This is a genomic window from Streptomyces sp. NPDC058307, from assembly GCF_042880295.1.
Lineage (GTDB): Bacteria > Actinomycetota > Actinomycetes > Streptomycetales > Streptomycetaceae > Streptomyces.
Genome location: NZ_JBHVYZ010000034.1, coordinates 71,984 through 94,331, shown reverse-complemented (window position 1 = coordinate 94,331; position 22,348 = coordinate 71,984). Strand labels below are relative to the sequence as shown.

Below are 22,348 nucleotides of genomic sequence, written 5' to 3'. Positions count from 1 at the left end.
CGCCCTGCGTGTGCAGGGCGCCCTCCGCCGTCGTACCGCCCAGGACGCCTGGGGCCGCCTGTGACCGCCTAAGAGGCTTCCTCGCGGCGGACCGACAGCAGGTCCTCCAGTTGTTCCTCGCGGGCCTGGGCGGCCACGAACAGGAGTTCGTCGCCGGCCTCCAGCGAGTCCTCCCGCGAGGGGGTGAGGACGCGGGTGCCGCGGATGATGGTCACCAGGGAGGTGTCCTCGGGCCACTCCACGTCGCCGACCGTGGTGCCGGCCAGGGCCGACTCCTCGGGCAGGGTCAGCTCGACCAGGTTCGCGTCGCCGTGGCTGAAGCGCAGCAGGCGGACCAGGTCGCCGACGCTCACCGCCTCCTCGACCAGGGCGGACATCAGACGCGGGGTGGAGACGGCGACGTCCACGCCCCACGACTCGTTGAACAGCCACTCGTTCTTCGGGTTGTTCACCCGGGCGACGACCCGCGGGACGCCGTACTCCGTCTTCGCCAGCAGGGAGACGACCAGGTTGACCTTGTCGTCGCCCGTCGCGGCGATCGCGACGTTGCAGCGCTGGAGCGCGGCCTCGTCCAGGGAGGTGATCTCGCAGGCGTCGGCGAGCAGCCACTCCGCCTGCGGGACGCGCTCGACCGAGATGGCGGTCGGCGCCTTGTCGATGAGAAGGACCTCGTGGCCGTTCTCCAGCAGTTCGCCCGCGATCGAGCGGCCGACCGCACCGGCACCGGCAATGGCGACCCTCATCAGTGACCGCCTTCCTCTTCGGGGCCCTCGGCGAAGGACGCCTCGACCTTCTCGATGTCGTCAGTACGCATCATCACGTGGACGAGGTCGCCCTCCTGCAGCACCGTCTGCGAGGTGGGCAGCATCGCCTCGCCGAGGCGGGTCAGGAACGCCACCCGGACGCCCGTCTCCTCCTGCAACCTGCTGATCTTGTGGCCGACCCAGGCGGTCGAGGCGTGCACCTCGGCCAGCTGGACCCCGCCGGTGGGATCACGCCACAACGGCTCCGCGCCCGAGGGCAGCAGCCGGCGCAGCATCTGGTCCGCCGTCCAGCGGACCGTGGCCACCGTCGGGATGCCCAGGCGCTGGTAGACCTCGGCGCGCCGGGGGTCGTAGATGCGGGCCGCGACGTTCTCGATGCCGAACATCTCGCGGGCCACGCGCGCGGCGATGATGTTGGAGTTGTCGCCGCTGGAGACGGCGGCGAAGGCGCCGGCCTCCTCGATGCCCGCCTCGCGCAGGGTGTCCTGGTCGAAGCCGACTCCGGTGACACGACGACCGCCGAAACCGGAGCCCAGTCGTCGGAAGGCGGTGGGGTCCTGGTCGATCACGGCGACCGTGTGCCCCTGTTGCTCCAGGGTCTGGGCGAGAGCGGAACCCACTCTCCCGCAGCCCATGATGACGATGTGCACGACCGTCCTTCCGGTGTCAATAAGTACTGCTCAGCCACATCAGGGTCTCAGACCGACGCCCAAGCTACACACGGGCGGTAGGACGACGGCACCCCTGTGCACGGTTGCCCCGACTTCGGGTAGGTCAGCGGCGGCTGATGCTGCGGACGCTCGCGAGCGTCAGGATCCCGAGCCCGACGAGGGCGGCCGCGGCGCCGATGAGCTCTGCGGTCGTGTGCATGGAACCTCCGGGAGCAGGGGGGACGGGGCCGTCAGGAGTAGGGACGGGGTCTTGTCATATAGGCACGCCGCCTCGCTCACCTGCGCAATCCGTAGCCGGAGCGGGTCCGGATTTCACCCGGAGAGCAGATGCGGGGTGCCGGGTGGTTGTTCTCTCGTTCGAACGCTTACGCTTCTCTGTTGTGTCCAAACTGACCGACGTGCCCAAACGGATCCTCATCGGGCGCGCACTGCGCAGTGACCGGCTCGGGGAAACGCTCCTGCCGAAGCGCATCGCCCTTCCGGTGTTCGCCTCCGACCCGCTGTCCTCCGTGGCGTACGCGCCCGGCGAGGTGCTGCTGGTCCTGTCCATCGCGGGCGTGTCGGCGTACCACTTCAGCCCGTGGATCGCCGTGGCGGTCGTCGTGCTGATGTTCACGGTGGTCGCCTCCTACCGGCAGAACGTGCACGCGTACCCGAGCGGCGGCGGCGACTACGAGGTGGCCAACACCAACCTCGGACCCAAGGCAGGCCTCACGGTCGCGAGCGCCCTGCTCGTCGACTACGTCCTCACGGTCGCCGTCTCCATCGCCTCCGGCATCGAGAACCTCGGCTCGGCGGTGCCCTTCGTCGTCCAGAACAAGGTGCTGTGCGCGATCGCCGTGATCCTCCTGCTCACGCTGATGAACCTGCGCGGCATGAAGGAGTCCGGCTCGCTGTTCGCGATTCCGACGTACGTCTTCGTCACGGGCGTCTTCATCATGATCGCGTGGGGTGCGTTCCGCGGTCTGGTGCTGGGCGACACCATGCGGGCACCGACGGCGGACTACCACATCAGGGCCGAGCACCAGGGCCTGGCGGGATTCGCCCTTGTCTTCCTGTTGCTGCGCGCCTTCTCCTCCGGCTGCGCCGCGCTCACCGGCGTCGAGGCCATCTCCAACGGCGTGCCGGCCTTCCGCAAGCCCAAGTCGAAGAACGCGGCGACCACGCTCGCGATGATGGGCCTGCTCGCCGTCACCATGTTCTGCGGGATCATCGTGCTGGCCATGGTCACCAAGGTCCGCATGGCCGAGAACCCGGCCGTCGACCTGATCCACAACGGTGTCGCCCTCGGCTCCGACTACGTCCAGAATCCGGTGATCTCCCAGGTCGCCGAGGCCGTCTTCGGCAAGGGCAGCTTCCTGTTCGTCGTGCTGGCCGCGGCCACCGCGCTGGTGCTGTTCCTCGCCGCGAACACCGCCTACAACGGCTTCCCGCTGCTCGGCTCGATCCTCGCCCAGGACCGCTACCTCCCGCGCCAGCTGCACACCCGCGGCGACCGCCTCGCCTTCTCCAACGGCATCGTGCTGCTGGCCGGCGCGGCCGGACTCCTGGTGTGGATCTACGGCGCCGACTCGACCCGGCTGATCCAGCTCTACATCGTCGGCGTGTTCGTGTCCTTCACGCTCAGCCAGACCGGCATGGTCCGGCACTGGAACCGCCACCTTGCCGCCGAGAAGGACGCCGCGAAGCGCACCCACATGATCCGCTCCCGCGCGATCAACGCCTTCGGTGCCTTCTTCACCGGGCTCGTCCTGGTCGTCGTCCTGGTCACCAAGTTCACCCACGGCGCCTGGGTGGCCCTGCTCGGCATGTGCATCTTCTACGCGACGATGACGGCGATCCGGAAGCACTACGACCGGGTGTCCGAGGAGATCGCGGCACCCGAGGGCCCGAGCGACGACAGCCTGCGGCCCTCCCGCGTCCACTCCGTCGTCCTGATCTCCAAGATCCACCGTCCGGCGCTGCGTGCCCTCGCCTACGCCAAGCTGATGCGCTCGGACTCCTTGGAGGCCCTGAGCGTCAACGTGGACCCGGCCGAGACCAAGGCACTGCGCGCCGAATGGGAGCGGCGCGGGATCGACGTACCGCTGAAGGTGCTGGACTCGCCGTACCGCGAGATCACGCGGCCGATCATCGACTACGTCAAGGGGCTCAGGAAGGAGTCGCCGCGCGACGCGGTGTCCGTGATCATCCCCGAGTACGTCGTCGGCCACTGGTACGAGCATCTGCTGCACAACCAGAGCGCGCTCCGGCTCAAGGGCCGACTGCTCTTCACGCCGGGGGTCATGGTGACGTCGGTGCCGTACCAGTTGCAGTCCTCGGAGGCGGCGAAGAAGCGCGCTCGCAGGCGGCAGGAGTGGAACGCGCCCGGCGCGGTGCGGCGCGGTCCGGCCGAGCAGCGGGCGAAGGAGACGCCGGCGCCGAAGTAGACTGGTCGGCTGTTGTCCTGGTGGGTTGTCGGCCCACCGCTTCCCTTGACGTTGTGGAGTCACCCCGCCATGCAGGCAGAACCGAAGAAATCGCTGGTGGGGCAGGAGTTCGAGGTCGAGGTCGGCCCCGTCGCCCACGGCGGGCACTGCATCGCCCGCACGGACGACGGCCAGGTGCTGTTCGTGAGGCACACGCTGCCCGGTGAGCGGATCGTGGCCCGGGTCACGGAGGGCGAGGAGGGGGCGCGTTTCCTGCGCGCGGACGCGGTCTCCGTGCTGGAGCCGTCCAAGGACCGCATCGAGGCGCCCTGCCCCTACGCCGGTCCCGGCCGCTGCGGCGGCTGCGACTGGCAGCACGCGAAGCCGGGTGCGCAGCGGCGCCTCAAGGGGGAGGTCGTCGCCGAGCAGCTGAAGCGGCTCGCCGGACTCACCCCCGAGGAGGCCGGCTGGGACGGCACGGTCATGCCGGCCGAGGGCGACAAGCTGCCGGCCGGCGAGGTGCCCGCCTGGCGCACCCGCGTGCAGTACGCGGTGGACGCCGACGGCAACGCCGGTCTGCGCCGCCACCGTTCGCACGAGGTCGAGCCGATCGAGCACTGCATGATCGCGGCGCCGGGCGTCAGCGAGCTGGGCATCGAGGAGCGCGACTGGTCCGGGATGGCGTCCGTGGAGGCGATCGCGGCGACCGGCTCCCAGGACCGCATGGTCATCCTGGAGCCCCGCCCGGGCGCCCGGCTGCCGCTCGTCGAGCTGGACAAGCCCGTGTCGGTGATGCGCGTCGAGGAGCACGACGGCGGCATCCACCGCGTCCACGGCCGCGCCTTCGTGCGCGAGCGGGCCGACGGCCGCACCCACCGGGTGGGCAGCGGCGGCTTCTGGCAGGTCCACCCGCAGGCGGCCGACACCCTGGTGAAGGCCGTCATGCAGGGCCTGCTGCCGCGCAAGGGCGAGATGGCGCTCGACCTGTACTGCGGAGTGGGCCTGTTCGCGGGGGCGCTGGCCGACCGCCTCGGCGACAAGGGCGCGGTCCTCGGCATCGAGTCCGGCAAGCGCGCGGTCGAGGACGCCCGCCACAACCTCGCCGCCTTCGACCGGGTCCGCATCGAACAGGGCAAGGTCGAGTCGGTGCTGCCGCGCACCGGCATCACGGAGGTCGACCTGATCGTCCTCGACCCGCCGCGGGCGGGGGCCGGCCGTAAGACCGTCGAACACCTGTCGTCCCTGGGCGCGCGGCGCATCGCGTACGTCGCCTGCGACCCGGCCGCGCTGGCGCGGGACCTGGGGTACTTCAGGGACGGGGGGTACCGGGTGCGGATGCTTCGGGTGTTCGATCTGTTTCCGATGACGCATCATGTGGAGTGCGTGGCGATCCTTGAGCCGGTGAAGTAACTGGCGTTGACCTGGGGATTTGCAGTCCGGGCATGTCACTCGACCTGTTTCCCGCTATCCAACAGGTCGAGCGGGCCGTGTGCTTGCCAGAGGTGGCATGACCTGCACCTTTATGGTGAAGTGGCGCTCCAGCCGGTGGCAGCGTCACCGTGGCCTTGGGAGATTCCGACGCTCATATGACGCCCTTCCTGAGTGAATGTCAGGTAGCTGGGATCCCCATTGTGAGGGTATGACCCTTCGCTCGAAGACGGTCGTCGCGGGAGCCTCGGGCAGAACCCTGCCGGGGCCGGTGGTGCGGCGAATAGCGGGCGCGGCCTCGCACCGGGCTCAGTAGAGGAAGTAGTCGTCGCCTGGAGGGAGACTGAAACCACGCGTTTCTCGCCCGAGCGGGTTGGCGCATAGTTACAGTGCTTGCTGTGCGTGGTGAATCGGCGGAGTCATCCGTGAACATGCCGGATGACGGGCTCGTCCGCCGGGTTAAAGCACTGGCCTGCACTGCGCCACTGCAGGCTCTGGAGGACAACAAGGGCAGCCTCGGGCGCGTCGACGCCCGCCCGTACCACATGGTGGAACTCGCCCTGCACACCATCGACCAGGTCGCGATGGCCATGGACTTCGACAGAGGGGCGGAGCACGCCAAGGTCATCGAACAGGTCAGTCACTTTGCTGCTGTCCAGGCACCGGAGCAGCGGGAGCACGAGCATCGCGCCGTAGCCGAGTGGGTGCTCCATAAACTCATCAACATCGGTACTCTCGACCGAGGGTTCACCTGGACGTACGGACGGGTGGATGGGGAAGGTGCCTACAGCCGCTACGACTTTGACTTCAAGCTGCTCGTGGAGCACTCCACCTCCGACGGGCAGGTGTACTTACGGGTCACAGACGAAGCCATCAACGTTCTGGTGGGTGCGCTTGACACGGATGTGGAGTCAGCGCAGGTAGCCGCCGAGCACAAGCTCGAATACCTCATCACCCGCGGTCGATTGGAAGACGCGAAACTCGCTGCGGAGCAGGCAAGATACCGGACTGTTCAGTACGGGGAGTACCTGCGGCAATACCTGGACGCGACCCGGCGGGACGTGCGAACAGTCGACTGGGAGCAGCAGGTTCCCACCCTGCTGGAGGAGGCGCTGGAGCACATCGAGGCACGGTACCGGCACGAGAGCGCCATCCTGACCAACATCACTGAACACCGTGATGGGGCGCGTGACGCGCGGAAGAAGCAGCAAGCAGCTGGACTCGTTGACATTGTTCGGGACTGCATTCATCGGCACATGCAGCTGCAGACCAGATTGCAGGGCGCAGGAGCGCTGTTCCGGGAGGAGCAGGACCGCCAGCAATTCTCCGGGCCTCCCCAACGCGCGGCGGTCGATGTCTTCAACCAGCTACTGGTGCCGCTTCTCGGCTTGTCTGTCGGCCTCGCCGTGGCTCCGGTGACCGACTTCTTCCGGTCCGGGGTGGCGCCCGCAGCGCCAGCGGTGACCTCCCTGAGCACACTCGTGGGTCGACTGCTGACGGTGCGTTCGGATGACAGTGTGTACGCCGGAGTCGTGCCCGTACCCGATGTGAGACGAGACGGGGACGCCCCGCGATTCAGCGAAGCGGACCAGCGCATCGCGGGAAAGCTCATCGACCTGGCTGTGGACGAGACCCGGCCCTTGAGCGCCCTGCTGAGCGAGGCGCGTAGTTACGGACCAATGGTCGAGCGGCTTGTGTTGCACGATGCCGTACACGCGTTCAGTCCGGCTCTCAGTGAAGCCATGCTCCGCAGTGACAGCAGTGTACTGATCGCGGTCCCGGCGGTCGGCGAACTCGACAGTCCTTCGGTGGGTGGCGATGAACTTCTCATCTCACGGGTGCACTTGAAGGCGCCGGAGGGCGAGTGGGACGACGACTGTTCGCGAGACGAGGAGTTTGACGAGTGACGTCGGCTATCACGATGGATGACGCCGAGGACGCCGCGAAGCTCATCGCCTTCGGCATGCGTCCGCGGCAGCGGCCTGCCAAAGACCGCGCCTACCGGGACCTGGTGGTCAGGTACCGAAGCGAGAGCGACTTCCAGGGCCTGGTGGAACGTACGGCTCGGGGCCTCGGACTCAAGGTTCTCGGTGCCACCGAGGACATCGGTGTGGCCTTGGCAGCGCTGCCTTACTCGGTCTTTGAGACGAAGATCGAGGACTACGTGCGGGTCGCCAGACAGCGTGGCGAGGGCGAGAGACTGCTGCACGGCATCATTCATCTCGCGGTTGCTGCCCTGGCCTTTCCGCGTCCCGACGATCTGGCCAACGACGGTTACACAGGGCGTGTCAGTGCCGAAGCCGTGGACACGGCCGTACGCGACACGTGCGACCGGCTGCGTGAGAAGGCTGCTGCCGCGGAGGTTGGAGGGGACACCCCCACCGACTCACCTGAACTGGAGAAGGTGTGGACTGCGTACGCCCGTCGGCCGGAAGCGGCACTGACCAAGGACGGCAGGCTGGCGATGAACTCGACTAAGGGCATGATCACCAGAGCCCTCAACTTCCTCACCGAGCAGGGATTCCTGATGGTCGCGGGTGCGGAACAGGACGGCTGGTACCGGACGACCCAGCGTTACCAACTCCAGGTCCGTGAACTGGCGGCGACCAGCGCGTTCGAGGAACTGCTTGCTCTCGGAGTCGTACCGATCTCCTCACATGGCACCTTGCGGACAGCCCCGCAGGACTCTGCGGATCGGAGCATTGACACAACGACACCAGGTGCGGCGGACGAGGGACTGTTCCATGTATGAGCTGTCCCGCGTCCTGCTGCGAGGGGTGGGACCGCAGGCCGCTCGATACGAGAACGTCCTGCTCGATTTCAGCGGGGTCGGCGCCCCAGTGGCCAATAGTCGGCAGGGCGAAATTTTCGACGCCGAAGAGTCACCGCGCCGTCCCTCACCGGCGAGTGTGCTGTTCCTGGAGAACGGCGGAGGCAAGTCGGTGCTGATCAAGCTCATATTCTCCGTCGTGCTCCCTGGGCGCCGAAACGCCGTGGGCACCCGCAACCCCCAGACATTGGAAGGCTTCGTACGACGCGGAGATGTGGCGCACGTCGTGTTGGAATGGACCCACGCAGCCAGCGGCAAACGGCTGGTAACCGGAAAGGTGAGCCAGTGGAAGGACCGTCGGACATCCGACGAGTCTGATCTGGTCGAACGCTGGTACCACTTCCGCCCGGGACACACGCTCGACCTAGAGACTCTTCCGGTCGAGGAGAATGGCAACTACCTCGGCCTCGCCGAGTACTGCGAGCGGCTCAGGCTCGCCGACATCGAAGAACCCGCACTCGGCTACCGCAATTTCCAGCTCCACGGAGAGTGGACGGATCGGCTCATGGCCTTGGGCCTCGACCCTGAGCTTTTCCGTTACCAGCGGGCAATGAACAACGACGAGGGTGAGGCGGCCGACGCCTTCTCACTCGGCAGCGACCAGGCGTTCGTCAATTTCCTGCTCAGTGCCGTTTTGCCGCTCCAGCCGGCTCGGGACCTCGCCGAGGTCCTGGGCACGTACGCCGACAAACTGGCGGACCGCGGTGTCATGGAGCTGGAGAAGACGTTCGTCGAGGAAGCCCTGGCGGTATTGGCGCCCCTGAGCGAGGCACGCGCGAAGCGAACCGCTGCCGATGCGATACAGAGGGGTACACGGCTCGCCTTGGACCGCTTCATCCAACAGATCAGGGCGCGTGCCACGCAGGAGAAGCAGGCGCTCGCGGACCGGGACCAAGGGGTCGTACAGCTGAGGGATGAGGTCCGCAGGGCGCAGGACAGATGCCAACACGCCGTCACTGTCGCCGCCGAACTATCGAGGCTGCTGGCCCAGTTGAAGCTGGAGGAGGCAGAGCAGAACCATAGGGCGGCCGAGCAGGAGTGGGAGAAGGCCATAGCGATCGAGAAGGGTTGGCAGGCCCTCCCCGCTGTGCTCCGGGACCTGGAAGCCGTCGCCGTGGCCCAGCGGCTACGGAGGCGTATCACCGAGACGGAGGCAGCGGCCCGCCCCGTGCTCGACCTTCGCAACGAGGCCGCGCGTGTCCTGTCGCAAGCGCTGCGCAGCATGGTGAGCAACCTGACAGATGAGGCGGACGAACTCGGTGAGCGCGCCACCCTGTTCGACGGGGGAGCTTACAGCGCGCAGACGGAGCACGACTCGGCTGTTGCGGCGGCAGCGGAGCGGGAGGCGAAGGCAGGGTTCCTGGATGGCCGTGTCACCGAGGTGCGGGAGGAGATCGCGGCCGCGGTGCGGGAGGGGCTGGTACCCGACGGGCTGGAGGTAACGGATGCCGCTGCCCAGGCCCAGTCCGAAGCCACCGCTCACCGTGAGCGAGTAGTCGAAGGCGAGCGAGCGGTAGAGCGCTTGGAACGCGTGTACCAGCAGGCAGAAGAGGAGTACGAGACAACTCGCAGTGAGCTGGCCGGAGCCGATCACGCCCACGACATCGCGCGCCGCGAGCACAAGGCCGCGGACGAGACCATGCGACGGCTCGCCGAAGATCTACAGCACGCCGGTCTCTACAGCGGTGAGGCGGGCGAACTCGACATCGAGGCCGCAGGGCTCGCGGACCGGGTGGCCCGGACGCAGCGGGATGCCGAGACCGCTCGGATCGACGTCCGCATCGCCATGGCGGCCGACGAGCGCGCACTCACCTCATTGGAGACGAACGACCTGCTGCCTTCGTCTCTGGAGGCGGTGCGGATCTGTGATCTGTTGCACGAGCGCCAGGTCCCCGCCTGCACGGGGTGGGAGTACCTCGCTTCAATCCCTGACGTGGAGCGCCGCGCGGAACTAGTCGAGCTTCATCCCCAGTTGGTAACGGGTGTGCTCTGCAATGATGCCGACCAGCTTGAGCTCGCCGCTGAGATCATCGGATCCGAGGGCGCCACGGTGACCGGCTTCCTCGCCCTGGGAACGACGACCGCACTCCATGGGGAGGGCGGTCCGGCCGCGGAATCTTCCTTTGCCGTACCGTCCCATCCTGCGCTGTACGACGAGCGCGCCGGTGAGTCGGAACGTCTCGAGCTGACAGTCCGGCGGGACGAGCACCACCGGCAACTGATGGAGCTGGACGAGACGCTACGCACCCATGGGCTCTTTGCGGCCCGACTCGCGCAGTGGCGGGAGACATACCCACCGGGGCGCATCGCCGCGCTGCACGACGCGATGGTGACCGCAGAGGAGAAGGTCCTTACAGCCCGCGCTACGGCAGCAACCGCGAAGGACCTCAGGGAGGTAACGGCCGAGCGGTTGCGGGCGGCACGCGAAGAGCTTTCCGACCTGGGGGAAGCCCAGTTGCGTCTGGACCGCCGTGTCGAAGCGCTTCGGGCGCTCGTCCGTTCGGCGGCACGCATCGCGGACTGGCAAGGTGAAGCGCTGCACATGCGTAGTGCGGCCCGCGAGCACCGGCAAATCGCAGCCGATGCCCGCGTCAGGGCCGAGACTGCCCGACAGGCCGCGGCCGACGCCCGGCGCACGGTCGACGTGTTGCGGGGCACGGTAGCCCGTACCGAGGAGGAACTGGCCACTCTGCCCGTCCGGGAATCCGAATGCGATGCGACCGAGCAGCACACTATGCCGGAACAGCCGCTAGAAGTGCTGCGCCGCCTTTACCGTGCGGCCGCCGATGAGTACGACCGAGTGGCAGTGGGCGCGAGTCTCAAGGCTGACCTGGACCAAGCCGAACGGGAAGAAGAGGCTGCCGGGAAAGCGCTGGCCCGCTTCGACGAGCGCGACCGCGTCATGGCGCGGGAACTGCTCAAGAGCTCCGACGGGGTGGACACCGCCGCCTTGAACGCCGGCCGGTCACGCGCTCAGCGACAGGTGGCTTCGGCGCGCGCCCAACTGGACGCGCTGTACGAGGTCGTGGTGCGATGCCGGACCGCGCTGGATGCAATCGGCGAAGCGTCCTCCGACGCGAGTCCCGTCGATCTGGCGCCGTTCGGGCCACCCCGTGATGCCGCACACGGCGAACGGCTTGTTGCGGCGGCGGACCAGGCACGGGATGAGGCTGCGGCGCTCGCCGTCGAGCTGAGGCATCTCCTGGAGAAGTTGGTTCAGGAGCAGGCTGATGCTCGTCAGACGGCACGCGCCTTCAAGATCCTGGTCGATCTCTTCGGGGAGCCGTCCGAGGAACAGGCCGAACTGCTCGGTACGGTCCCGGCGTATGAAGGTGACGCGGCCACTGCTCGTGAGCGTCACGACCTGTTCCTCTCCGAGCACAACAAGGCCCAGCGAGCCGCAGCAGAGGCGCAGACGGCCGAGCGGACGCTGGCCGACCGTCTCGCTGCACATGCGGCTGACTCCCGGTTCGAGGAACTGCAGTCTCCAAGCCGCCGCGTCATGCTCAGCACGGCGCGGGATGACCTGCCCGTCCATGCCGGGACATGGGCGGCGGACCTACGGCCCCGATTGCGGACGCTGGAAATCGACCTGGATTCAATCGGCCGGCACCGTAAGCAGATCGTGCTTCAGTTCGTTCAGCAGGTCCGGGACGCGCTCCGTACCCTGAAGCGCGCCCGGAGACTGTCCCAGCTGCCGGAAGGACTCGGCAGCTGGTCCGGTCAGCAGTTCTTGCAAATCGGATTCCCTGAGGTCACCGACGAGGTGCTCGCGGAACTGTTGGGCCGGGTCGTCGACGACGCCGCGGTGGAAGGGCAATCCCGCCGGGGGAGCAGGGATGCCCGTCAACTCGTCTTGAAGGGTGTCGAGGCTGCGGTCGCGCCCAAAGGCTTCCGCGTGACCGTCCTCAAGCCGGACATCGGGCTGGCCGTGGAGCGGGTCAGGGTGGCGCAGACCAAGGACATCTTCTCCGGGGGCCAGATTCTCACTGCCGCCATCGTCCTGTACTGCACGATGGCCGCGCTCCGAGCCAACGATCGGGGACAGGTACGCCACCAGTACTCCGGGGTGCTCTTTCTTGACAACCCGATCGGCCGGGCCTCGGCCCTCTACCTGCTCCGCCTCCAGCAAGCCGTGGCCAAGGCGCTCGGCGTCCAGTTGATCTACACCACTGGCCTGTACGACAAGGCCGCCTTGGACGTCTTCCCGCTCGTCATCAGGATGCGCAACGACGCCGACCTCAGAGCACGGCGGCGGTACCTCTCGGTGGCTGACCGGTCCGTGGGGCGTCACATCGCCTCCCTACGGGACGGAGCCGGGGGCGACATCACAGCCGTCCGCTATTTCCAGCGCCCGTCCAGGGAAGCGACGGTCGGGTGATGTCGGGATTAGAGCGCTTGTCCGAAGACCTGTTGGAGAGTCTTCACCAGTGGGCCGAGTCGAGAAGGTGGAACGGCTACCAAGCGAAGCAGGTCCGAGTGCCGGAGCTGCTCGAAGCTCTTCGAGCCGTCTATCGGGCAGGGCCTGACAGCGACCCGGAGGAGGAGACACTGCGCCGGTGCCTGGCTGTCCTCGCCTCCTCCGGACGTGTCCAGCTTATGCGCGAGAAGGCGGGAGAGCCGCCGGGGATCCACCTGCTTCCCGTGCGCGCGGCGCCGGAATCCAGCGGGAGTCGACGGCCCCTTCATCACCCCTCGCTCCATGCGCTGATCAAGGAACAGCGAAAGGTCACTCCGAGACAGGAGATGGCCTACAGGGCCATCAGCAACTGGTTGCACGCGTTGCGTGGCCCGGTGCTGAAGGTGCCGCTGAGGGAACGTGCCCTGGAGATCTTCGGGAAGCGTGAGTACACCGCGGAGTTCCCGGAGCCCGAGAAATGTCTGGACCACAAGGGGTTCGGTGGTCCGTTGTTCGAGAAGCGTGCTCACTTCTATGAGTTGATCTGGGCTTTCCCTACCGACCCGCCTCTTCTCAACGCCCGTTTCTCCAGGTTCAGCCCGGGCGCTCAGAGTACGTCGCTGAGTAGCGGTGACATCCTGCTCGTCGTCGAGAACTCGGCCACGTACACGTCACTCGTACGTCGGCTGCGAGAGCTTGAGCACCAGCACCGCATTGGCTGTGTGGCCTGGGGAGTCGGCCGCTCCTTTACGGCCTCGGTGCGCAGCATCTCGACCCACCACGGTGCCGATGGGCACGCCAGAGAGCGGTTCAGGGAGATCCGCTACTTCGGTGACCTCGACGTCAGCGGTCTGGAGATCCCACTCAAGGCGATGGACGCAGCCGTCGGCCTGGGCCTGAAGCTGGTTCCCACACGTGTGCTCTACCGGGACCTGGTCACCGCGGGCATTCCTCTCCCAGGCAAGGAGTGCAGCCGTACGCGTGAGGAGGCGGAGACCTTGGTGGATTGGCTGGGCGACAGCCATCACTTCGAACCCGTTATTGACGTTCTTGTGAAGGGGGAGCGATGGGCGCAGGAAGGCGTGGGGCTCCGTCATCTGAGCTCCACCAACGACTGGTTGGCGGACATGCGATGACTGCGGGGGAGCCCGAGTGAGCAATGAGACGGCCGCCCCACGGGCACGTATTTCTGAACCGGGGCCGGGGCACGGACCGGGCGTTGTACCACCGCGCAATCCGCGTTTCTGGGGACGACGGCACCACTTGGCCGTGCTGGACCGGCGCCTGTCCCAGGCTCCATGGGGGACGACCGTCCTCGTCGGCCCGTTCGGTGTCGGCAAGCGCCACATCGCCGCTGAGTGGGCGCACCTCAACGCCTCACGATTCGGATCCGTGCACTGGATCAGGGCTAGGGACGGCAAGCTGGCCCAGGAGAACCCAGCGGCGGAGGCAGAGAGCTCACCAGATGTCGGCAAGAAGCCCGCACTGGTGGTGATCGACGGTCTGCGCAGCTGGACCGACTATGACCGATTTCAGGGAGGTGAGACAGCCGGACATGTATTGATCACATCCTCCGGATCGGCGTCCCAGTGGGGTGGGTGGGCGGAGGTCGTGCCCGTCGGCCCCTGGGACAGACAAGAGGCGATCGACTATCTCCGTACGAACATCGGCTCGCTCTGTACCGAGGATGCCGGGCGAATCGCGGCCGTCCTCGGCAACCTCCCCCTGGCACTTGCCTACGCGGAAGCATGGCTCATGCGCGGCTGCACAGTCGACGGTTTCCTCAATGCGCTGCGTGACCGCCCGCAGGCCGTCCTCGGCGGAGCCGGCCCTGACCGCTACCCCGGATCTCTCATCGCCAGAATCAAAGAGGCACGCAACTCCCTGGCGTCTACGGACCGATGGATGGTCCACCTGCTGGACGCGGCAGCCTTGCTCGGCCCCACCCCCTTGCCCGCCCGCTCCATCGGGCCGCACCCGCTGTACCGCCCTGACGATGACATGCTCAGTACGGAGATCGCTCTCCATCCAGCTGAGCTGTGCAAGGCGTTTCCCGTTCTGGGCAAGTGCGGCCTGAGTACGTTTGATGACGCTCTTCTGCACGTCAGCCCGGTGTACTGTACGACCGTTCGAGGGCTCCTTGCACAGGAAGAGAAGCGCCAAGCCGCCCGCTGGGCCGATGTCCTGCTGGTGGCGTTGGACCCCCGTGGCTCTGTGCCGGACCGGGGCCGCGCGAGGGAGCGATGGCAGCTCGTGCTGCCGTCTTTCCTCGCCTGCCATCCCCAAGAGCTCGTCACTCGTGAGGCCCTAACCGTGATGGCCGCGGCATACGACCACATGTCCGACCTGGGGCGCTGGCAGGCGATCCTGGCGCGGGTTGAGGTGCTGTACCGACGTGGGATGGAGCTGTTTACGCAGGATAATGCGGCTGTGCTGCACGTCGGTGATGTCCTCCTGCGTGCATACACGTCCGCGAACCGCTATGCCGATGCGGTGAAGCTGGGGTCGGTGCTGCGAGAGCGCCGCATCTCGGTGTGTGGACCCACGGGACTCGACACGCTGAGGTGCACCTCGGCCATGATCGTCCCGCTGGGAAGCCGCGGATACGTCGCGGACGCTGTGGAACTTGCCCACAAGACCCTCGTCGCACAGGCCACCCGGCTCGGCGCCGATCATCAGGACACTTTGCTCACCAAGAGCCGTCGTGCCGTTGCCGAACGCGTGGCGGGGCGTTGGCGGGACGCCGTGGCGACGGGCGAAGCTGTACTCGAAGCGCAGCAGCACGTCCTGGGGCGGGCGCATCCTGACGTCCTTTCCACCGCCTACGAACTGGCCTGCGCCTACCACGAGTCAGGGGTGCACACGAAAGACGCACTCGATCTCTTCGCCGAGACACTTCCTTTGCAAGGGCGGGTACTCGGTGACGACCACCCCGCTACGGCTCGCACGGCTGCGGGCTTGGAACTGGTGCACTTCGAGGCGTACGGGACATTGCAGAGTGCTGAGCGCTGCCGGGTTGCGTTGGATCGACTCAGACAGGAGTTCGGAGTGCAGGACAGAGATGTGTACCGGCTCGAGCAGGCTTGCCAGGCGTTGGGAATGAGCTGGTGAAAAAATCTCCGTTAGCACAGGGGGCGCCGCCGGCGGGTGCGTCATGGCCGCAGGCCCCTCTCCTCGCGGCGGTGCTTGGAGGGCACCCCGCGCGGCCGTACGGGGTGCCAGGGACTCCCAGCTCCAAGAAGTGTTCACGATGTATGGCTTCAGGCGGCCCTCACGGCGTGTTCCCTTCGTCGCGAGTTCTACGAGTTGCGCTTGGGGTGCCTGTCAGTGAGTGTCTGGTTCGTCGGATTCATTGAGTAGCCGGGCTGCGAGACCGTCGGCCCATTCCAGAGCCCACGCTCGGAGAGCGGAGATCGCGGCTTCGCTGAGACCGTAGGCAGCGAAGGCTTCGTCATCAGTCCACTCGGCTCCGGCGAGGTTTGCCTGCAGGTCTTCGAGTTCGAAGCGGCCGCGGGCGTGCCTTCTGCCGAATTCTTGGAGATCGGCAGTGTTCCAGCGGCGGGACGCTGCGAACACATCGATGAGGTCGCGCGGCGCTCCCCGGTCGGCAAGTGCACGGACCTTGGTCCCGATCACATCCTCCGCCGCCAGGACGGGTCCGTACCGGCTTTGGGTGACTGGCCGCCAGAAGACTTCCTTGAGGATGTCGACCTCGCACTCCTGCCCGGTGGCTGGGTCGGACACTGTGAAGCGGGCGGACAATGGGGCGGTCTCCAGCGACTGCACCTTCCAGCCCCGGGCTTCTAGGCCGGCGCGAACCACGCCCGCGATGTCGGCCATGGGCGCCGGGTTCTCGGTGGCGACATCGAGGTCCTGGCTCGGGCGGTCCACGAGGCGGTGCGCCCGCACGGCGTATCCGCCGGTGAGAACAAGGGGATACGGGGAGCCGAGCGCGATCACATCCGCCAGGAGCCGCGCATGCAGCTCCGGCATGTCCGTCACGCGGCTGCCCGGGCGCGGGTGGCGAGCTGGGGGAAGGCGTCTTCCCATACGGTGCGCACGGTGCGGCCGACGAGGGTGCGTAGCACCGGCCACAGATGGAGAAGTAGGTCCTGGTTGAGGTAGCGAGGCAGGTCGTCGTCCAGGCCCTCGTGCAGGATGGTGCGGTACAGGCCCATACGCTGGCGCGGTTTGCCCAGGTCGTATGAGGTCATCCCGGACCAGGCCATGTGCAGCGGCAGCTCCACGACCCCCTGGGTCGGGCCGTGCAACTCGTCCAGCGACTCCGGCAGCCGGAGCCGGAACTTTTCCCGGTACAGCGCGAGGTCTTCGGCGTCCGTGCCCGAGACGTCCCTCGGGGTGTGTGCGGGGTGCTGTCGGCTGGAGCGCATGACTCCATTATGGAGGCCGAAGACGTGGCGCGGGTCATGATGACGAGCTGGTGTCTGGAGTGAGCGAGGCGGAGCCCGCCAGGTGCTTGTTGTGGCAGTTCGGTCTGCCGCGAGCCGGATGGACGGGCCATCGGCCGTGCTGCTCCTCTGACGCTCTGGGTGCCCGCACGCAGGGCAGCGGGTCGATAAACCGGCTCTGACCTGGTCATTTCTGTGACTCGTCCAGGCTGATCCCTTCCCGATGACGCATCATGTGGAGTGCGTGGCGATTCTCGAGCCGGCCGCGAAGGGCTCCTGACCTGCGGGTTTCTTGGACTGCTCAGGTGCGTCGAGGTGTGCCCGACCTGTTTCCCTCCGTCCATCGCGTGGAGTGCGTCGCAGGCTCGCGCCGCATGCCTCACCTGCTGCTTCGAAGAAGTTCGTGCGCCGGAGCGGCCGTGTGGTTCGTGAGCCTGCGCCGTGCCTGGGCGACCTTGAGCCCCTGCGCCTCGATCAGGGCCCGGCACTGCCGTACGACGTCGTCGAGGGTCGGCCGGTCCTCGGCACGGTGGGCGAGCATGGCTGTCAGCAGCGGCATGAGCTCCTCCGGCGCCCCCGAGAGGTCGGGCGCGGTCGCGGGATCGACGACCTGGTGGAACAGGAGGTGGATGTTGTCGGCCCGGTAGGGAGCATGCCCCGAGGCCGCGAACAGCAGCACGGCACCCAACGCGTACGTCGACCGCGGGTGTCAGCGGCTTCTCGCCGTTCGCCTGCTCGGGCGGCATGCAGGAGGGAGTGCCGACGACCGTGTTGGCCGCGGTCAGTGACACGCTGGACTCCGCGAACACCGCGAGTCCGAAGTCGATCACGTTGGGCCCGTTGGGGCCGAGCAGCACGTTGGCGGGCTTCAGATCACGGTCGAGCAGCCCCCTGCTTGTGCACCGTCGCCAGCGCCTCCGCGAGCGTTGCACCCAGCGAGGCGGTGAGCAAGGAGTCGAGCGGGCCGTTCCTGCCCACATGCCTGCTGAGGTCCAGCCCTTCGACGTACTCGGTCGCCAGCCACGGCGGGTCCGCGTCCGGGTCGGCGTCCAGAAGGGCGGCCATGCGGGCTCCCCACATGGCCTTGAGGATCTCCACCTCCTGAGCAAGTCTGAGCCGGGTCTCGGAGTCCACGACGGACGGCTTGATCACCTTCACCGCAGCCGGTTCCCCGCTTGGAGACTTTCCAGGTACACAAGCCCCGTGCCGCCCTGCCCGATCCGCCCGAGCAACTCGTATCCGCCCAGCTCGGAGGGGTCGTCGGGGCTGAGGGGCGCGATGTGCACGTGGGTCCTCACAGTCGGGACTGGCTGCCGGGGCAGGGGTTCATCGGCACGTTAGCCCCGTCCCCGCACGCGGGGCGGGCGACTCCGTGCAGCGGGCGTCTGCCGAGTCACCCTTCGTCGGACGCACCCGTGTCCGGCTCAGTGGTCGGAGGGGGCGTGGGCGGAGCCTGGGTCGGCTCCGGCCGTCTGCCGACGGGCCTGTAGCCCCTCTTCCCGTTGGGGTCCAACCGCGGTCGAATTTCGGTCACTGGTCGTGTCTCCGTCTGCAGTCACGGGAGGTACTTCGACGAAGTCGAGATACTCGACATCATCCATCCGAATATAGAGCCCGCCGGAATGTTCCAGCGGGCGTTCGAACAGTCCGGTGGGGGACACAGCCCAAGCGGTCTGCAGATACAGGTCTGCGGCTTCCGGGTAGCTCGACGTGTAGGAGTCTTCGCCGTAGTACCCGCCGATCCAACGGCCGCTCTTCAGCCGCGCCCGCACCAGGCAGTGGCTCCGACGTTGGAAGACCCGGTCCCATGCCGTGGGGGTCGGGTCATAGGTAGACCCGCTGCCTCGCGAGCCCAGCCACGACGTCAGCCATGCGGCAACAGCTGGAACGACAATCAACAGGATTGCCGCCGTCAGGGCGGCGACACGCGGATTCTCTGCCGCACCCCTCAGCCAGCCATTGCGACGGTCGTAGACCAGGTGCACCAACCAAGGGCCTGCGAGCAGGACATAGACGGTGTCGAGAGCGATGCCCGCCGTCACCGCTCGGAGTACGCGTTCGCCCAGGTCTCTGTGGACCGGAGCCAGGCCGCGCGCGCGTTCGCGGACGAACTGGTAGGTCACGCCGGGAAGTACCAGGAGAAGAACGATCACTACCTGGGCGACTGTTGTTGGCGCGTGCGGCATCGCCGTACGTCCTTCCGGATAGCTCGTGCAGGAACCTTTGCAGCTGACCTTGTGGCCTGAAGTCCCTCGGTGTCGCGGCAAGTTGCGGGCGTCACAGACATACTGCCGTGGCACTTGTGCATAGTTGCGAAGTTGGGGGGCGCCTGATGCGAGACAACCTGTTCCGGATGCGTACCACTTGGGTCGACGGCCTCACGGCGCGGGTCTGTCGCGAGCTCGGGCCCGACCCGAGCCGTTACGACATGTTTCCCTCCTGGGTCGCAGATGAGCCGCCGGCGCTCGCCGCCCTGTTGGCCCGCATCGCTGTTGAGGACATCAGGGGCAGCTCTCCGCAGGCCATCAGCGACCATCTGCGATCGACCTCCCTCGTCGATTCCAGGGTGCCCGGTCACGTGGTTGCTGAAGACCTCGTCATGCCTGTTCTGCGCACGGTTCGTAACGAAGGCGTTCCGTGGCAACGGTGGTGGGACGTTGCCGGATTTCATGTGCTGCTCGTCGAGTTGTGGGCGGGACACCGACTCTCGACTCAACCCGCGGATACGGTACGCGAGGAACTGACGAGCGTATGGTGCCTCCCGGACCAAGCCGTGGAAACCGTCCTTCGTAATGCGGCAGATCCCTATGCCTCGTTGCCGCCGGACCTCCTTCACGAATCAGCCACCGGCAGGGCGAGTGCGTGCTTGCAAGCCCTTGTCTCCGGCGGCTGGGTCAAGATCACCCGGACGGAGGACGTCCTGCGAGCCAGACCGGGGCTGACTGACAGGCCTGATCTCGCGGAGGTCGCGAAGCGCCTGCATCGCCGCATGGATCTGGAGAACGCGGTAGATCGCATCAGGAACCCTTCAGCGGAATTCCTCGCAGGGCTGCGTGAGGATCTTGAGGCATGGGACGCCCAGATGGGCGGGGTCGTGTCCCACCTGACGGCATACGAGCTCGCATTGATGCAATCCGAGACGGGGGACGATCAGTATGCGGAAGAGTGTCTCGTGGCAGGAAGGGCTTTTTATAGAGCCCCACTGCTGGAAGACGATGCTCTTTTGTGGGAATCGAAGCCAAGCGATCTGAGCGCTTCGGTACCGGACTGGATGGTCGAAGAAATCGTCACTTGCGGGACCCGCTTCTTTCATACGCGGGTGGGTCCTCACCCAGTCTGGCTGGCCACAGCCGAGACGGACTCTCATCTGGCTGCCGTGCGGGCGTTGATGGAGACGGGTACGCGGTACGGCTTCGGAACCGAGGACTACAGCGACGGCATCAGGATTTGGTTGCAGTTTCCCCTGCCTCCCGGCGACCCGGGCCCTCCGATGCGCGCTCCGTACACCTACTCCCTGACCTGGGTGGAACATGCCTGGGAACTTCTGCATCTCGCGACCGTCGGATACACCCGCCTCAGCGTCGTCCGGCTTGTGGGCGACGGTGAAGTGAGGGCTGTGAGCAGCATCTGGCTAGAGCTACCGGAAGAGTTGCTCGTCGGGTGCAAGGACGCCGCGATCACGGCGCTCCGCCGACTGGTTGGTGACGAGACACAGAACATAAATCAGAGGATCGCCCTCGAAGGCGTCGACCAGGCCGCCGAGACGGCTTTCCGGAGCTGTGAAAACGCGAAGAGTGAAGATATCCAGGACGAACTTTCCCTGGCCTCCGACACCGCTGAATTCCGACACTTCATGTCCGCCGCGCGCCGCCTCGCCGGTGCGCGTGCATGGCTGGCCTCGCGCCTGCTCGATGGGGAAGAGGCGCATGGGGCGAACGTGGAGCTGAAGACCGCTGTCGAAGAGCGGCAGCGCACTCTGGAACTCCTCAGGGCAACCGCGGGCCGAGGGAAGGTGAAAACGGGTTCCATCGGCGAAGCCGACATACCTCTGCTGGACGAACAAACGGTTTTCGTGCACCTGATCAACCGGTATGGGACGCTTCAACTCGCCGCGTGCAGGACCCGTGCAGGCCGCGCGCACTTTGACCTTGTTTCATGTGAGGAGATTTCCCTCGGGCATCTACCTGAAGTCGTAAATGAATGGGCAAAGCAGCCTCAGAATGCTCCCGGACGTATGTGGTATCAGTTTCTGGAACAAGTCCTCGCTGAATGCAGTGAAATAGCAGAAATAATCGCCGAAATGATGGCGCGTCATGATTTTCGTCGATTGATGCTCAGTCCCGCTGCTCCGCTGGAGCTGCTGCCGCTCCATGCCGCGACGCTTCATGCCCCGCGAACCGTGACACTGAGCGACCTTTTTGATCACGTGGCTTACGCTCCCACAGCTCGCCTCGCGACGGCCATCAAAAGGTCCCAGCGTCGTGTGGCCGCAGTTGAGGTCCTGGTGGTGGCACACAGCGGTGATGGCGTACCCGGCTTCGAGTCGATCGGCGGGCCGCTCTGTGAGGCTGACTTGATCGCTGACCTCTACGACCATGCGGAGGTCCTGGCGCAAGAGGAGGCGACCCCCGACCGTGCTCTGGAGGCGATGTCCAGGGCACGAATCGTTCATGTGGCATCGCACGGCCTGACGCATCTCAACCGTTGGGCTGCTGGAGTCGTGCTGCAAGGCGATTCGCTGGGAGCAGCCACGTTGACCACAAGCAGAATCCTCGCCGAAGGCACCTTCAGCAGCGTCGACCTGGTCATCCTGAATGCTTGCAGAACGGGCACGCATGAAGGGGCCGGTCGTACCGTGCAGACCCTGCGCAGTCTCGAGTCCGCGTTCCTGGCCCGCGGAGCGAAGGCGGTCGTCTCCACACTGTGGGAGATCACGGATCTGCAAGGCGTCGTCTTCTCCGCCGTACTCCATGCCTATCTGGGAGCCGGCGTGGACCCGCACACCGCTTTCGCTGACACCGCTCGATACCTCCGGGCGGGTCACTGGCAAGTCCCCTGCCATGGAGGGCCATTGCTCTCCGCCGAGTCGGCCATCGACTCGATGCTTCCGGACTGGCGAAGCCACCTGGATCAACAGGTCGCCGAGAACCCGCTGTTCTGGGCTGCTTTCAAGATCACCGGTGTTGTGTGAGTCACCTTCCTGGCTCAGGTCCCGTCGGCTCCCGGCCAGGCACCTCTGCCACAACTGGTAAGAGCGCCGTGCCTCGCGAAGTGCCTCTCCGGCGAACCGCTTGTCGGCGCAACCGCCCACGGCGACCTGTTCCACCACGGTCACCGGACGGGATGCGACGCGAACGATGCATTCTGAGGCCGGCCGGCCGCTCGCCGACTCGATTCTCCGCCCTGTCCTGCCTGAACAGGGCGGAGGCGTGTACCGGA

Annotated in this window: 16 protein-coding genes and 1 pseudogene; 8 read left to right on the top strand and 9 right to left on the bottom strand. The window is 66.6% G+C overall.

Translation table 11 applies throughout. From position 1 onward, the window contains the following. Positions 1–68: 68 nt before the first annotated feature. Complete coding sequence (locus ACFVYN_RS23960; RefSeq protein WP_389822420.1) at positions 69–743, bottom strand: potassium channel family protein; 675 nt, start codon at positions 741–743, stop codon at positions 69–71. Further along, the gene (locus ACFVYN_RS23955; RefSeq protein WP_390001666.1) at positions 743–1,414 is read right to left on the bottom strand and encodes a potassium channel family protein; all 672 of its coding nucleotides are present in this window, start codon (positions 1,412–1,414) and stop codon (positions 743–745) included. The genes ACFVYN_RS23960 and ACFVYN_RS23955 overlap by 1 nt, the downstream gene beginning before the upstream one ends. A 401-nt stretch (positions 1,415–1,815) precedes the next feature. On the opposite strand from ACFVYN_RS23955, the gene ACFVYN_RS23950 reads away from it, so the two are divergent. The 7 genes from ACFVYN_RS23950 to ACFVYN_RS23920 all read left to right on the top strand — a co-directional run bounded on the left by ACFVYN_RS23950 (position 1,816) and on the right by ACFVYN_RS23920 (position 15,611). Continuing rightward, complete coding sequence (locus ACFVYN_RS23950; RefSeq protein ID WP_390001664.1) at positions 1,816–3,864, top strand: APC family permease; 2,049 nt, start codon at positions 1,816–1,818, stop codon at positions 3,862–3,864. A gap of 69 nt (positions 3,865–3,933) precedes the next feature. Further along, complete coding sequence (locus ACFVYN_RS23945) at positions 3,934–5,253, top strand: class I SAM-dependent RNA methyltransferase (RefSeq protein WP_390001662.1); 1,320 nt, start codon at positions 3,934–3,936, stop codon at positions 5,251–5,253. A gap of 449 nt (positions 5,254–5,702) precedes the next feature. Further along, complete coding sequence (locus tag ACFVYN_RS23940; RefSeq protein ID WP_390001673.1) at positions 5,703–7,178, top strand: hypothetical protein; 1,476 nt, start codon at positions 5,703–5,705, stop codon at positions 7,176–7,178. Continuing rightward, positions 7,175–8,023, top strand: coding sequence for a hypothetical protein (locus tag ACFVYN_RS23935; RefSeq protein WP_390001660.1), 849 nt, complete (start codon positions 7,175–7,177; stop codon positions 8,021–8,023). The genes ACFVYN_RS23940 and ACFVYN_RS23935 overlap by 4 nt, the downstream gene beginning before the upstream one ends. Then, entirely contained in the window at positions 8,016–12,482 is a 4,467-nt protein-coding gene (locus ACFVYN_RS23930; protein ID WP_390001659.1) for a hypothetical protein, read from the top strand. The genes ACFVYN_RS23935 and ACFVYN_RS23930 overlap by 8 nt, the downstream gene beginning before the upstream one ends. Before the next feature lie 17 nt (positions 12,483–12,499). Beyond that, positions 12,500–13,636 carry a hypothetical protein gene (locus ACFVYN_RS23925; protein ID WP_390001657.1) on the top strand — a complete coding sequence of 379 codons (1,137 nt, stop codon included), beginning with the start codon at positions 12,500–12,502 and terminating at the stop codon, positions 13,634–13,636. 133 nt (positions 13,637–13,769) lie between these two features. Further along, positions 13,770–15,611, top strand: a complete 1,842-nt coding sequence (locus ACFVYN_RS23920) for a tetratricopeptide repeat protein (protein ID WP_390001671.1) — start codon at positions 13,770–13,772, stop codon at positions 15,609–15,611. A 213-nt stretch (positions 15,612–15,824) separates the two neighbouring features. Here the strand turns inward: ACFVYN_RS23920 and ACFVYN_RS23915 are convergent, their stop codons facing one another. The 7 genes and pseudogenes from ACFVYN_RS23915 to ACFVYN_RS23885 form a co-directional block, all read right to left on the bottom strand. Continuing rightward, positions 15,825–16,493, bottom strand: coding sequence for a nucleotidyl transferase AbiEii/AbiGii toxin family protein (locus ACFVYN_RS23915; RefSeq protein WP_390001655.1), 669 nt, complete (start codon positions 16,491–16,493; stop codon positions 15,825–15,827). Between the two features lie 5 nt (positions 16,494–16,498). Next, positions 16,499–16,891: a hypothetical protein gene (locus ACFVYN_RS23910; RefSeq protein WP_390001653.1), complete on the bottom strand. Its 393-nt coding sequence runs from the start codon at positions 16,889–16,891 to the stop codon at positions 16,499–16,501. Positions 16,892–17,288: 397 nt separating this feature from the next. Next, on the bottom strand, positions 17,289–17,588 hold the full coding sequence (locus ACFVYN_RS23905) for a hypothetical protein (protein WP_390001651.1): 300 nt from the start codon (positions 17,586–17,588) through the stop codon (positions 17,289–17,291). A 73-nt stretch (positions 17,589–17,661) separates the two neighbouring features. Further along, positions 17,662–17,889: pseudogene (locus ACFVYN_RS23900) on the bottom strand (hypothetical protein); the annotation flags it as partial. Continuing rightward, positions 17,783–18,067 (bottom strand): hypothetical protein, encoded by a 285-nt coding sequence (locus ACFVYN_RS23895; RefSeq protein ID WP_390001649.1) that lies wholly within the window; start codon positions 18,065–18,067, stop codon positions 17,783–17,785. The gene ACFVYN_RS23895 and the pseudogene ACFVYN_RS23900, both read right to left, overlap by 107 nt. Next, complete coding sequence (locus tag ACFVYN_RS23890; protein ID WP_390001647.1) at positions 18,064–18,195, bottom strand: hypothetical protein; 132 nt, start codon at positions 18,193–18,195, stop codon at positions 18,064–18,066. Before ACFVYN_RS23890 ends, ACFVYN_RS23895 begins: the two co-directional genes overlap by 4 nt. A 138-nt stretch (positions 18,196–18,333) precedes the next feature. Next, a complete protein-coding gene (locus ACFVYN_RS23885; protein WP_390001646.1) occupies positions 18,334–19,095 on the bottom strand; it encodes a DUF6338 family protein in 762 nt (253 codons plus the stop codon). A gap of 146 nt (positions 19,096–19,241) precedes the next feature. Here ACFVYN_RS23885 and ACFVYN_RS23880 point away from each other — a divergent pair, with 146 nt between their 5' ends. Further along, positions 19,242–22,100 carry a CHAT domain-containing protein gene (locus ACFVYN_RS23880; RefSeq protein ID WP_390001644.1) on the top strand — a complete coding sequence of 953 codons (2,859 nt, stop codon included), beginning with the start codon at positions 19,242–19,244 and terminating at the stop codon, positions 22,098–22,100. The last annotated feature ends 248 nt before the right edge of the window (positions 22,101–22,348 follow it).